At 67.6% G+C, this 13,129-nt stretch carries 11 protein-coding genes and 2 tRNA genes; 5 read left to right on the forward strand and 8 right to left on the reverse strand.

Features of this window, described 5'->3' with window-relative positions; all coding sequences use genetic code 11:
* Window positions 1-72 precede the first annotated feature (72 nt).
* Window positions 73-714 (forward strand): MBL fold metallo-hydrolase, encoded by a 642-nt coding sequence (locus EV385_RS04550; RefSeq protein WP_242624701.1) that lies wholly within the window; start codon window positions 73-75, stop codon window positions 712-714.
* A gap of 15 nt (window positions 715-729) precedes the next feature.
* Here EV385_RS04550 and argG read toward each other — a convergent pair whose 3' ends face one another.
* Window positions 730-2,151 (reverse strand): argininosuccinate synthase, encoded by a 1,422-nt coding sequence (gene argG, locus EV385_RS04555; protein WP_130508315.1) that lies wholly within the window; start codon window positions 2,149-2,151, stop codon window positions 730-732.
* A gap of 622 nt (window positions 2,152-2,773) precedes the next feature.
* Between argG and EV385_RS04560 the strand changes: the two genes are divergently transcribed.
* The gene (locus EV385_RS04560; protein WP_130508316.1) at window positions 2,774-5,380 is read left to right on the forward strand and encodes a tetratricopeptide repeat protein; all 2,607 of its coding nucleotides are present in this window, start codon (window positions 2,774-2,776) and stop codon (window positions 5,378-5,380) included.
* A gap of 55 nt (window positions 5,381-5,435) precedes the next feature.
* Here the strand turns inward: EV385_RS04560 and EV385_RS33760 are convergent.
* From EV385_RS33760 to EV385_RS04575, 4 genes are all read right to left on the reverse strand, one after another.
* A tRNA-Val gene (locus tag EV385_RS33760) sits at window positions 5,436-5,511 on the reverse strand.
* Window positions 5,512-5,778: 267 nt separating this feature from the next.
* The gene (locus EV385_RS04565; protein ID WP_130508317.1) at window positions 5,779-6,093 is read right to left on the reverse strand and encodes a hypothetical protein; all 315 of its coding nucleotides are present in this window, start codon (window positions 6,091-6,093) and stop codon (window positions 5,779-5,781) included.
* On the reverse strand, window positions 6,090-6,416 hold the full coding sequence (locus tag EV385_RS04570) for a hypothetical protein (RefSeq protein WP_130508318.1): 327 nt from the start codon (window positions 6,414-6,416) through the stop codon (window positions 6,090-6,092). Before EV385_RS04570 ends, EV385_RS04565 begins: the two co-directional genes overlap by 4 nt.
* 347 nt (window positions 6,417-6,763) lie before the next feature.
* Entirely contained in the window at window positions 6,764-7,264 is a 501-nt protein-coding gene (locus EV385_RS04575; protein WP_130508319.1) for a hypothetical protein, read from the reverse strand.
* A gap of 280 nt (window positions 7,265-7,544) precedes the next feature.
* Between EV385_RS04575 and EV385_RS33765 the strand changes: the two genes are divergently transcribed.
* Window positions 7,545-7,672: transfer RNA gene (locus tag EV385_RS33765), tRNA-OTHER, on the forward strand.
* Between the two features lie 82 nt (window positions 7,673-7,754).
* Here the strand turns inward: EV385_RS33765 and EV385_RS04580 are convergent.
* Both EV385_RS04580 and EV385_RS04585 read right to left on the reverse strand, forming a co-directional pair.
* Complete coding sequence (locus EV385_RS04580; protein ID WP_130507935.1) at window positions 7,755-8,780, reverse strand: IS3 family transposase; 1,026 nt, start codon at window positions 8,778-8,780, stop codon at window positions 7,755-7,757.
* Window positions 8,777-9,208: a transposase gene (locus EV385_RS04585; RefSeq protein ID WP_130507934.1), complete on the reverse strand. Its 432-nt coding sequence runs from the start codon at window positions 9,206-9,208 to the stop codon at window positions 8,777-8,779. The genes EV385_RS04580 and EV385_RS04585 overlap by 4 nt, the downstream gene beginning before the upstream one ends.
* Before the next feature lie 136 nt (window positions 9,209-9,344).
* Between EV385_RS04585 and EV385_RS04590 the strand changes: the two genes are divergently transcribed.
* Window positions 9,345-9,584, forward strand: coding sequence for a hypothetical protein (locus tag EV385_RS04590; RefSeq protein ID WP_130508320.1), 240 nt, complete (start codon window positions 9,345-9,347; stop codon window positions 9,582-9,584).
* A gap of 443 nt (window positions 9,585-10,027) precedes the next feature.
* On the opposite strand, the gene EV385_RS04595 is transcribed toward EV385_RS04590, so the two are convergent.
* Window positions 10,028-11,428 (reverse strand): helix-turn-helix domain-containing protein, encoded by a 1,401-nt coding sequence (locus EV385_RS04595; RefSeq protein WP_165449388.1) that lies wholly within the window; start codon window positions 11,426-11,428, stop codon window positions 10,028-10,030.
* A 604-nt stretch (window positions 11,429-12,032) separates the two neighbouring features.
* On the opposite strand from EV385_RS04595, the gene EV385_RS04600 reads away from it, so the two are divergent.
* Complete coding sequence (locus EV385_RS04600; protein WP_165449389.1) at window positions 12,033-12,755, forward strand: hypothetical protein; 723 nt, start codon at window positions 12,033-12,035, stop codon at window positions 12,753-12,755.
* The last annotated feature ends 374 nt before the right edge of the window (window positions 12,756-13,129 follow it).

Raw genomic sequence — 13,129 nt, forward strand, 5'->3', positions numbered from 1 at the left:
GCGCTCAGGGCGACCTGACCGTGTATGCCCGCGCATTCAGGGCTTTCCGTACCGGGGCGGTAGTCTCCGGGCGTGACAGACTATGTCGGTACCGCGCCGGGGGTGCGCGAGCTGGCCGCGCTGACCATCACCAAGGTGTCGGTCGGTCCCATGGACAACAACAGCTATCTGCTGCGCTGCCGGGCGACGGGCGCGCAGCTGCTGGTGGACGCGGCGAACGAACCCAGGAAGCTGGTCGAGCTGTGCGGCGGGCGGCTCGACGCCATCGTCACCACCCACCAGCACCGGGACCACTGGGAGAACGGGCTCGCCGACGTCGTGGCCGCGACCGGCGCCCGCACGTACGCGGGCGCGCCCGATGTGGCGGGCATCGCCGTGCCCACCGACGTGCCGTTGCAGGACGGGGAGGTCGTCCGGTGGGGCGAGGTCGCCGTCGAGGTGATTCGGCTGACCGGGCACACCCCCGGCTCGGTCGCCCTGCTGTATGAGGACCCGGCGGGCCACCCGCACCTGTTCACGGGCGACTCGCTGTTCCCCGGGGGTCCTGGCCGGACAACAAACCCGGCGGAATTCGACTCGCTCATGACGGACCTGGAGACCAAGGTCTTCGGCCGGCTTCCCGACGAGACCTGGTTCTACCCGGGTCACGGGCGGGACAGCACGCTCGGCAAGGAGCGGCCGGCGATCCCGGAGTGGCGATCCCGCGGCTGGTAGCCGCGGGCCGTCCGGTCAGTCGGTGCCGGATTCGATCGCGGCGCGGTCGAGCGCGTCGGCCTCGACGAACTCGGGTTCCGCCCCGCCGATCCGGGCGATGGTCGCCGCGCCGCCGAGGGTCAGTTCACCGATGAGGCCGCCGCCCGGCGGCAACTGACCGTGCGCGGCGTACTGCTCCAGCTTGTCGCGCGAGTCGGCGATGTCGAGGTTGCGCATGGTCAGCTGGCCGATCCGGTCGTCCGGGCTGAACGCCGGGTAGTGGCTGCGCTCCATCGAGAGCTTCTCGGGGTGGTAGCTGAACTGCGGGCCGTTGGTGTCGACGATGGTGTAGTCGGCGCCGCGGCGCAGCCGGATGGTGACGCTGCCCGTGATGGGAAAGCCGATCCAGCGGTCCAGGCTCTCCCGGATCATCAGCGCCTGCGGGTCGAACCACCGGCCCTCGTAGAGCAGGCGGCCGAGCCTGCGCCCCTCGGTGTGGTACATCGCCACGCTGTCCTCGTTGTGGATCGCGTTCAGCAGCCGCTCGTACGCGATGTGCAGCAGCGCCATGCCGGGGGCCTCGTAGACGCCGCGGCTCTTGGCCTCGATGACCCGGTTCTCGATCTGATCCGACATGCCCAGCCCGTGTCGGCCGCCGATGGTGTTGGCCTCGTGCACCAGCTCGACCGGGGAGGCGAACTCCCGGCCGTTGACGGTCACGGGGCGGCCGTGCGCGAACTCCACGGTCACGTCCTCGGCCGCGATGTCCACCGTGGGATCCCAGAACGCCACGCCCATGATCGGGGACACCAGTTCCATGGAGGTGTCGAGGTGTTCGAGCCGCTTGGCCTCGTGGGTGGCACCCCAGATGTTGGCGTCCGTCGAGTACGCCTTCTCGGCCGAGTCGCGGTAGGGCAGGTCGTGCCGGGCCAGCCAGGTCGACATCTCCTGCCGGCCACCCAGCTCCGCGACGAACTCGCCGTCCAGCCAGGGCTTGTAGATACGCAGGCCGGGGTTGGCCAGCAGGCCGTACCGGTAGAACCGTTCGATGTCGTTGCCCTTGAAGGTGGACCCGTCGCCCCAGATCGAGATGTCGTCGTCCCGCATCGCCCGCACCAGCAGCGTGCCGACCACGGCCCGGCCCAGCGGCGTGGTGTTGAAGTACGTCTGCGGACCCGAGCGGATGTGGAAGGCGCCACATGCCAGCGCCGCCAGGCCCTCCTCGACCAGCGCCGCCCGGCAGTCGATCAGGCGCGCCTGCTCGGCGCCGTAGGCGAGCGCGCGGTCGGGCACATCCGCCAGATCCGGCTCGTCGTATTGGCCGACATCGGCGGTATAGGCGAAAGGAATAGCACCCCGGTCCCGCATCCAGGCAACCGCGACGGAGGTGTCGAGCCCACCGGAGAACGCGATTCCGATCCGTTCGCCGACCGGCAGTTTTCTGAGGACCTTCGACATGCGGGCAGTGTAGATGACGCCGATTCCTGGAGCACCGAGCCTGATCGGGAATACGCTCGATCCGCTGTGCCGGAGGAGTCCGGCGATCGCCTGACGACGCCACCCGCCCCAGCCAGACCTACCAGACGCCGCAGGTCAGGTGCGTCGGATCCGGGCCCCACAGTGGAGTACGAGAACTGCACGGCCGAGGCGCGGACGGCAGCCGCCGGCGTCACGCGGAACGGTTCGTCGCTCGGGACCGGGCGGAAGTCGCCATTCTTGCGGAGAACCCGATCGCGACGATGGCGCGCGATTCTCCGAGGGGTTTCCCGCGCGAAACATGCGCGCAACGGCACCGCTTTGTCGATCAGTGGAATACCCATCGCGTGGCGGCTCCGACTGGCTGTCGCCCGCCGGCGGCGATCGGCCCCCTTCGCCGAGGCGGGGGCCGATCGCGGCGGCTGGCCAGTCAGGGATTCGAGGCTCCCTGACCCCCGTGGCCAATGCTGGGAAGATCCGGCGCCATCGAGTCTGCGGGCTCGGCGGCGGGGGGCGGCGAAGTCTGGACGAATTTGGACGCCGGTCGGCACTCGGCCTAGCCTCGGAAGCCCCAAGATGCCGAGCGTGGTCCATGGAGTGAGCGATGCCGCCGTCGCAGAAACCAGCGCCCGCGCCGACGGGCGGGTTCGCCGGGTTGCCCGATCCGGCACCGGCGGACTCCCTCGACGACCTGGTCGAACGCCTACGACTGTTGAAGGTGTGGGCCGGCGACCCGTCGTACGAGACGATCAAGAACCGGGTCAACGCGGCCTGGACCGCGGCGGGCCGGCCGGCGGGTGAGCTGGCGCGTCGGTCGACCGTGGCCAACTGTTTCCAGCCCGGCCGACGACGCTTCAACACCGACCTCGTCGTCGCGGTGGTTCAGGCGCTGCACCCGGATGTGGGTTACGTGGCCCAGTGGCGCCAGACGCTGCGGGTGATCGGCGGGGAGACCGAGGCGGTGGCCCAGGTTCGGGTCCGGGACTCGTTGCCGCAGGATCTGGATTCGTTCACCGGCCGGACCAGTGAACTGGACCGGCTCCGCCTCGCCCTGCGGGGCGATGACGCGGTGGTGGTCTCCGCGATCAAGGGCATGGCCGGGGTCGGCAAGACCCAGCTCGCGATCCACGCCGGACACCTGTTGATCCGGGACAAGGAGGTCGATCGGGTCCTCTTCGTCGATCTGCGGGGATTCCACGCCGATCGGGCACAGCCCCCGGCCGACCCAGCCGCCGTGCTGGACGGGTTCCTCCGTCTGCTCGGCGTGCCCGGCCAGCAGATTCCGCACCACCTGCCCGCGCGGACCGCCGCCTACCGCGACCGGCTCGCCGGCACCCGGACCCTGGTGGTGCTGGACAACGCCGCCACCGCCGAACAGGTCCGCCCGCTGTTGGCGGACGTCGCGGGATGCCTGACCCTGGTCACCAGCCGGCGCAGCCTCGCCGAGCTGCGGCCGGCGACCCAGCTCACCGTCAGTGCCTTCACCCCCGAGGAGGCGCTGTCGTTGCTTGCCAGTGCCGTACCCGAGGTGCCCATCGGCCCGGATCCGGAGGCCCCGGCACGGATTGCCCGTCGGTGCGGTTACCTGCCCTTGGCGCTGAGCCTGATCGCCGGGCACATCCGCGGCACACCAGGCTGGACACTCACCGACCACGCCGACCGGCTCGACGAACGCCACCGCGACCGGCGCCTGGACACCGGGGTCGAACTCGCTCTCACCCTGTCGTACCAGAACCTCCCCGACGACGAGCAGCGGCTGCTGCGCCTGGCCGCGCTGCACCCGGGCCAGGACTTCGACGTTTACAGCGCGGCCGCGCTCGCCGACACCGATCCGCCCACCGCCCGGGCCTGGCTGAACCACCTGTGCAGGGATCACCTCCTGCAGGCGGTCGGCCCGGAACGGTACACCTTTCACGACCTCGTCCGCGCCTACGCCGCCACCCGCGCCCAGGACCAGAGTCCCCCGCCCGAGCGCCGTGCCGCGCTGACCCGCCTGTTCGACCACTACGTCACCTGCTCGGCGACGGCCATGAACACCCTGTATCCCGCAGAGGCCGACCGTCGGCCGCAGGTCCCCCCGGCGGCCACTCCCGCCCCGGACCTGACCGATCCAGGCGCGGCACTGGCCTGGCTGGACACTGAACGGCCCACCCTCGTCGCCGTTGCCGCGCACACCGCGACGTCCGGCTGGCCCCGCCACACCACCAGGCTGGCGCGCACCGTGTCCCGATACCTCGGCAACAACTTCTGCACCGACGCGTTGACCATGCACGGCCATGCCCACGACGCCGCCCGCGACAGCGGCGACCCGATGGAACAGGCCTATGCCCTGCTCAACCTGGGCGTCGCCCACCTGGGCCCGGGCCGGGTCGGGCGGGCCGGCGACTACCTCCGGCAGGCCGCCGAGATGTTCCGGCGGATCGACCATCCGGCCGGTCAGGCCCGCGCGCTGTTCAACCTCGGCCTGGTCGCGTCCCGGTCGGGTCACTACGAAGAGGACATCGACTATCAGCGGCAGGCGCTGGCGCTGTATCGCAGGGCCGGTGACCGGACCGGCGAAGCCATCACGATCGACGGGCTGGGCCGGTGCATGGAGAGCATGGGCCGTGTCTCGGAGGCCATCGACTACTACCGGGACGGTCTGACGCTGGCCCGGCAGACCGGCAACCAGCGCGGGGAGGCCATCGCGCTGGACAGCCTGGGCTACGCCGAACTGCTGTGCGGCAGGCACGGGCCGGCCGGCGAGCACCTGCGGCAGTCGCTGGCGCTGTTCCGGCAGCTCCGGGACCGCGCCGGCGAAGCCGCTGTGCTGGACGACCTGGGCGTGCTGCACACCGCCCTGGGCCGGCCCGACGAGGCCATCGGCTACCACGAGCAGGCCCTGACCATTTTCCGCGACACCGGCGACCAGCACTTCGAAGCGTGGGCTCTGAACGGCATCGGCGAGGCCGCCCTCGCCGCCGGGCGGACCGCCGATGCCCTCACCCACCACACGGCTGCCTGCACCATCGCCACGGACAAGGGCTACCGCAACCAGCAGGCCCGTGCCCGGGCCGGTCTCGGCCACACGCACCGCGCCCTCGGCGATCCCGCCGAGGCCCGGGAGCACTACGAGCAGGCGCTGGCCCTGTACACCGATCTCGGCCTACCGGAGGCCGAACAGATCCGCGCCCGCCTCGCCGAACTCGACGCCGTACGGTCCCGGATATGACGAAACGCTCGGACCCGTAGCTCATGGGTCCGAGCGTTTTCGCGGTTCAACGTGCTGGTGGGCGATACTGGGATCGAACCAGTGACCTCTCCGGTGTGAACGCGGAAGTCATGGTTGCCAGCCGTTCGCCCCTTGTCGAGGGCTGCGCATTTCGGCAGCTCACATGGCGTTTGGTGTTAGCCGCTGCCGTCTGATGTCGGATGAGTCGCTGACTTTTCGCTGACGGACGCCCCGCGCTACCCAGCCCAGACCTTCGTTCCGCCGCAAACTTCGCCGCCCACGTGGGCCCGATGATCTTCGGTTCAAGCGGCTACGGCAGCATTCGTGGGCGGGCGCCGTGGGAACTCGTTCGACGACTCCAGAGATACTGCCTCCGCCAGCAGTGAGGCAGCGTCCCACTACTGTCTGCGCACATCCGTGGTCCTCAGGGGCCTGAAACAGACGACGGCAAAGACGGCCATCGGGACTGACGTCGAGAGGACCCAGAAGCTGGCATCCGACCCCATCCATCCGGCGGTACCCGCCATCCAGACGAAAGGGCCGACCAAGACAGCCGCGCCCAGCAGGAACCAGAACATGACAGCCGCGAACACGCTTCGCCACACCCGCCCGGTGGACTTAATCCCGGGTACTTCACCACGTACGAGGACGCGGACGCCCCAGCCAACAAAGGCCAGCCCCACCAACGCCCCGAACACCGCCTGGACAATCATGGCCTGAGCCTATGAGCCTCGGATGAGGCGGCTGGCTGACCAAACCGGCGCCGTATGTACAGCGAGAGCCCCAGGAGCGCCAGATAGGCGACGAGCGCGGCGGCGGCGCCTCCATCTCCGAGGCCCCAATCTGCCCCGGTGTACACCGCGATCAGCACCCACGCGGCAACACCGTTCAGCACTTTGGACACGCCAGCCGCTACTTTCGGTGCACCCGATCCACCGCTGCGTGAGATGAGCCATCCCCGTCTCATCTCCCAGAGCCCGTAGAGGATCAAGGCCGTCGCGAAGATCATGAGAAGGACTTGCAGGATTTGGAACACGCCCCTGTCCCTCCCTCGCGTCTCTCGGCCCCTCGTTGAGCACCCGGCAGCATAGGCCCTTGACCAGCGGATTCCCATCCCCAAACGCAGCCAGCAAGACCAGCACCAGCAACTACGAGCTGGCCGAACGACCAGCTGGCGATCACCAAACGGCCCTCGGCCGTTCATCCGAAAGTCGTATCGCGCTGGTGTGAAACCTGCTCCTTGGACGACTCCAGAGATAACGACACCACGGTCCAGAGTTCGCGGCATCGAGCGGCTGGGACATGGTCAGCCAGCCGCGGCAGGGGGCCGGGGTGCGGGTGCCTCGACGCCACGGGTCCATTGCCCACCGGTACCGATGTCGATCATGCCGTGGGCGGAACCGGCTTACGGCGGAAGGTGTCGCGGATCAGCGCTGTCGGCACGCCGACCGGCCCGAAGATGTCCCGTGGGTGGTTAGGCAGCGTCTCCCGCAACGTGCGGGAGAAGGGCAACACCGCACTCCAGCCGAGCACCAGCCCCACCAGTAAGAGGCCAAAAGTGCCTACGAGCAACACGACGTGGGCCGGGCCCGGGAGCAATACACCAACCACCGCCGACAGCACCATGAGGAACGGCGTAGGCAGCATCAGCCGATACGCCCACACCGCCCGCCGAAAGGGCGGTGAGGTGCGCAACCGGAGCAGGCCCTCGTCGGTCTTCTGTTGCCTCGGCGCGCCCGTTTCCATCGACACGCCTTGGTGTCCGGCACGGCGCAGCCCCCGACCTTCAGGCGAGGTGCCGAGCTGACCAAACCGGCGACGTATGTACAGCGAGAGCCCGGCGGCGGCGGACACCATGAGAAGGATGAACATGGGTTCGTACACGCCCGGCCCCCCTTGCATCCCTCGTCCGCCTGTAGGACACCAGGAGAGTAGGCCCGTGACCTGCGGATTCCCATCCGCCGACGCAGCCGGTGATACCAGCATCAGCGTTCCCGAGCTGACCGAATGGCCACTCGGAGATCACCAAACGGCTCCCTCAAAGGTCATTCCTGGCTGTGCCGCCTTGGTGTGAATCTGCCTCCCTCAACGACTCCAGAGATACTGACGCCGCCGCAAACCGAACTCGCTGTGGCAAGGCCCGGCACGCTGGAATACTGATCATGGACCGGTGGCAGAGCCGGGTTATTGCAGCGCCCAAAGGTCGATAGCGCGCACGCGCGCTGGCCTTGCAGGCGCGTGGGGCCGCTGGCGTGCCACGCCCCACCAGGGGTTCAAATCCCCTCCGGTCCGCGAGCCCTAGCACTACCGGTCTGGTGTGTTTCTGCCTCGCTCGGAACCTGTCAAGTCAACTGAGACAGTTTCTTGATCTTCTTTAGCTTTGTGCTGTTGGAAGGGTGGTCACAGCCGCGACGGCGACTTGTCCGAGGTCGCTGTTGTCGGGTTTGTTGATCCATGCCCGGTGAGCGAGGCGGGGTGGCTGCGGACGGCGGCGCCCGAACCGTTCGGGGTGCGCGGCCCAGGCGGCGTCGAGGGTCCGTTGCCGCTGTTCACGGATCTGTCCGGCGGTGCCGTGATGGACCGAGGCCGGAGTATGCAGGCCGATCCCGGAGTGCCGGTGCTCGTGGTTGTAGTACGTGTAGAACGCCTCGCAGTGCTGCCGGGCGTGCTGGATCGACCCGAACCGGTCCGGGAAGCTCGGGTCGTACTTCAACGTCTTGAAGCTCGCCTCGATGTAGGGATTGTCGTTCGAGGTTTTCGGCCGGCTGTGACTACGGCCGATCTTCAGATCGGTCAGCAGCTGGGTGACGGTCTTGCTGGTCATCGCCGCGCCGCGGTCGGCATGCACGGTCAACTGATCGGGATCGACGCGTTCACGGGCGGCGGCGTCGGCGATCAGCGCTTCGGCGAGCTGCCCGTCCTCGTGCGCGGCGACCAGGTGCCCGACGACGTACCTCGACCAGATGTCGATCACCGTGTAGAGGTGGAACCAGACGCCCTTGACCGGCCCGCGCAGCTTCGTGATGTCCCAGGACCAGACCTGGTTCGCCGCGTCGGCCACGAGTTCGGGCTTGGTCCGGGCCGGATGCGTGGCCTGGCTGCGGCGTTCACCGTTTTGACCGGCGGCCCGCAGAATCCGGTACATCGTGGACTCCGAGCACCACCAGCGGCCCTCGTCGAGCTCGCGGGCCCATACCTGCGCCGGCGCCAGGTCGGCGTACTCGGGCCGGTTCAGCAACTGCAGGACCTGCTCACGTTCGGCCTGCGACAGCGCCGAGGGCGGCGGCTCACGCGGAGTCCGCGGCTTCGGCGGCGCGGGCGGGTTGCGGTGCCGGTAGAGCGTCGCGCGGGATACGCCGGTCAGTCGGCACGCCCCGGCGATGCCCCACGCCGGGGTCAGCGCCTGGAGCGCCTCGGTGAGGACGGGTTCGACATCGGCGCGGCATCCGCGCTCTCGGAGAGCAGTTCCAAGAGCGCGTGCGCTTTTCCCATGATCGCCAGCGCGGTCTCGGTCTTGGCCAGCTTGGCCTGCAAGCGGGCGTTCTCCCGCTGCAGGCGGGCAAGTTCAGCGTTTTCGGCCTTCTTCGCTGCCCGCGCGGCCGCTTGACGGCGGTCGGTCAGGCCGGCCGCGGCTCCGGCGTCTCGGGCCTTGCGCCAGTCGAGAATGTGTGACCCATACAGTCGTTCCCGGCGCAGGATCGCCCCGCGAGCCGCCGCATCCGGCGCCGACTCGTACTCGTCCAGGATCCGCGCCTTGAACTCCGCGGTGAATGTCCGCCGCTGGGGCCGGGCGTCCAGATCCGGGCTCTCATGGGGCTTCGAAGTCATGCTGGTGTGTTCTCCTCAGGGCCGTCCAGGAAGAGTATTCCCTGGTAGACGGGCTGTCTCACATCAGCGTGACAGGGAGGGCTCGACGACTCCAGAGATACTGACTCCGAAGCCCAAGATGTCGTAGCCTGCATCTGTGGAGGAGCCAGGGACCATCCTGCGGCTGACCAGCGACGAAGCCCTGGTGTTGTTCGAGTGGCTCAACCGGACCGACAAGCAGACTGCTGGCTTCGGCAGTCTCGTCCAGGACCAGGCCGAGCAGCGGGCGCTGTGGAACCTCATCTGCCTGCTCGAACGAGAGTTGGTCGAGCCGTTCTCCGAGCGATACGTCGATCTTGTCGAGCAGGCTCGCGAGAGACTCCGTGACGAGGACTGATCATCCGGGCTGTCCGGACGCTCGGTCGAAGAGTCGCCCGAGGAGTACGGACTGGCCAGCGGCGAGCACGTGGCCCTGGGCGAGGCAACCAGTAACACTCAAATGGGATTGGCGCGCTGTCGCCGTCACCCCGCTCCTCCGTAAACCAGCGCTCCGGAACCTCGGGCAAATCGATCGAAAGGTGGTAGAAGTGCCGGACGTGGATGGCGTCGGCGTACGGCCGCATGTCGTACTCGCTCGCTCCGAGGTAGCGCTACTAGGGGCGGGCGTGTTAAAGAACCTTCGATATTTGGGTGAGTCGCTGTCGGCGACCCGGGCCGGAACGTTCCACAATGGAAATCCTGACGGGCCTGACTATCTCTCGGCGTACGTAGGTGCTCGATGTACGCCATCCTCCTGACCGTCCGTTGACCTGGCCTCGGACCCCACGGCCTGGATGCCCCTTACGTCAGCACTTCCTCGGACAGATACTCCGACGCCAGATGCAGGCAGGCTGCCCCGCTGGGCGCGATCGGCTGGGTGTCTAGCAGGCGACGCATCGCCTCCGGGGTGAAGTTGTATTCTTCCGTGTCTACGTCGCCTTCGTCGTTCTGATCGACCATTCCATCGAAGATCGCGTCGAACACGTCGGAGTCAAACACCGCAAGCGTCAAGACGTCGCCGACATAGTTGAGCGAATCAATTCCGACACCCAGGCAGTAGACGCGTATTCTACCCTCGCGTCGTGCCGTATCGAGCGAGCGAAACGGCTCGTCGTTTACATAGTCGACCGGCGGCCCATCGCCATCGTGTTCCGGGTTTCCGAGAAATTCCTCGCTGTATTCCCGCATTACATTTCGCCACAGATCAAAGTCCGGCGAATTTGGCGCCGGGAGAACCGACGCTGGCTGGAATACGCCAGTGGGAAACACGCTGAGCATCCCGCCCGCAATGGCGACCTTCGCGGCGTTGCGTCGAAGCATGTAGAACGTCGATCCTGCTCTACTTGCGCGAACGGTTAGGGTGCTCACTGAAATCATCAATGGATACGTTGCGAGTTCAAACGGATCGCGAATGAGTCGCCGAAATGGGAGGTGTTCCCATGCCACGCCATCGGCGCTGAATTTTCCCTCGGCTGTACGAGCAGCCAATGCGGCCTCGTGTGCCAGCGCCTCGCCCACGTCGATCATGTCGAAGTAGCACATCTCGCCCAACGTAAGGTCAAGGTCGAGCTGCTGGGCGCCTCTGTCTCCGACGGGCGCGACATCGAGCAGGCGATAGCAGAGACGATTTTCAAACAGTCGCGGACGAGCCAAATCGCGCATGGCACGGTGATATCTGCTGTAGTCGCGACCTTTCGACAACAATGGCCGAACATGCTTGGTTTCGCGCTCTCCACCGTTGACCGCTGGTCGTGGCGTCTCTTCCTGCCACCGCAGCGTCACATCCGACAGATCGATGGGCGCAGGCAATCTCCATTGCGGGGGGATCAGGATTCCCGTATTGCCGAGCCGGACAGATTCAGGATAAAGGTCGTACACGGCCTTGGTAAGTTCACCGCGATGCGCACCGAGGAACCTTCTACCCGATAGCCACTCCCCCTGGCTCGCTGGCACCGGACCCGATTCCGGCCCTGCATCCTCCAGCGGAGCGAGGCCGAGCATTTTTCGCGGGATTCCCAGTCCATCCGCAACGCGCTCGATCAGGTCGATCGTTATGACCTGCCTATTTCCGCGCTCGATTCCGCTGACATGCGGTTGGGGAATTCCAATCATCATGCCGATGTCCGTCTGACTGGCGCCGGTCCATCGTCGATAGATCCGGATTGCCGCGCCGATGTCACGTCGGGCCAACGCGTCCGTCATATCTGGACGTTCCCACAGGTCAGGCGGCGGCGTCGGCACGTGCTTGTGTCGCGAGGTCATGCACCCGGCTCCTATGTAGATTTCCTATACGGTCGCTGTATACCCCGTTCGGCTGTGGATTATCCCGCAAACGCGGTTGTCTTCAATGCATGACAACGGACGCCAACGCAGGACACGACGCAGCACAGGGTTACTGCCGGACGAGACCACGAACGACGGTCTTGACCGTGGCGAGTGAAACCCCAGCAGCTTCGGCAATCTCCGACACAGTGTGGTTCGTCGATCGACGGACCTCGCGGATGAGGTCATCCCGCGCCAAGCGCGCGGCGTCGAGCTCCTGCTCAGCGGACCGGACCCGAGCGCTGGACTCTCGCAGTTCTCCGAGGGTTGCCATAGCCGAACAGCGTACAAGGTGACCAGCTAGCCACACTACGGCTAGACGGCTAGCCGCTAGCCATATAGCCTCATCTCAACGCAAGCGGCCCCGACGGGCTCCTACCCCCGTCGAGGCCAATACATCCCGCTTCTCCCGTGTGATTGGAGTACGAAGATGCAGGTCAAGACTACCCGGACCGCACTGCCTTCGGTGTCTGCGGATGGGTTCGTGGACGACCGGGACCACCTTCACGGCCAGGCCCCGGAGGCAGTGCTGACCGCCTCGGTGCCGTTGACGGCGCTGGAGCTGGTCGCGGCGCTGTACTGCCGCTCGCTAGGCATGGAGTACGACTACCTCGCCGAGATGAGCGACGCCGAGGTCCGCCGCTGGGTTGCCCACATCATCACGTTCGACGGCATCAACACGGTGCACCGGGACGCGCAGACGGACTTGCTGGATCCGCCGGCGGATCCGGGCGAGCGGGCGTTCCTGGCGTTGTGCGAGCGGCGGGTGGCAACGGCGTTCGGTATCACGGTCCGGCCGACGTTCCCGGCCTCGATCCCGTGGGTGCGCAGCATCCCGGACCGGGCGGGCCGCGTGATGGCCCGCCTCGACGTGACGCAGCTGCGCGACCGACTGTTCGGGCTGACCTACGGCGAGGTGGCGGCGGCCGTGTTCGCGTCCCCGTTGGCCGAGGACCAGGCCGCCGACCCGGCCGACGTGGTCCGGGCTGGACTCGCCGCGGTCAACGATGCCGAGCGGGCCGCGTGGCGTGCCCGGTGGCAGGAGCTGGTCGCCGCGCAGCGCTTCGGCCAGTCACGGCAGGTCCGGCGCGCGGCGGCAGCCGAGTACCGCCGCCTGTGGGGCGGCCGGTTCAACCGGGTGCACCGCACCGCAGAACGGTTCTGGCGCCAGCACGGCACCTGGCTCGACGCCGCACAGGCCGCCTGACAGCCGCTCTCCCGGCGGCCCCGCGCGGGCCACCTCCTGACGACATCGGACCCCGTTCGGGTCGCACTACCTCTAGGCGTGGGCGTTCGCGCTTGGCGCTGGCTCATTGAGAACTCAACAGGGCACTACCGGCACGGCCGACCGGCCGTGCTGGACGACACGAGCAAGAGCAAGGACGACCGGCAGAGCCGGGCTGCTGGCTGGCGCCGCTGCGCGGCGCGTGGCCAGCCGATCCGCCGGTCGCTCCTGTTGCGCCGCTGACGCCAGCCACCACGACCCCAGCCGGTCCGGTGGCGCGTCGCAGCGCCGTCACCAACCAGCCCGTACGCAGCACAAACCCGCACCACACGACGACCGTTTGACGACAAGGGAGT

Origin of the sequence: Krasilnikovia cinnamomea (genome assembly GCF_004217545.1) — a bacterium.
In the GTDB taxonomy this organism is placed as follows: domain Bacteria; phylum Actinomycetota; class Actinomycetes; order Mycobacteriales; family Micromonosporaceae; genus Actinoplanes; species Actinoplanes cinnamomeus.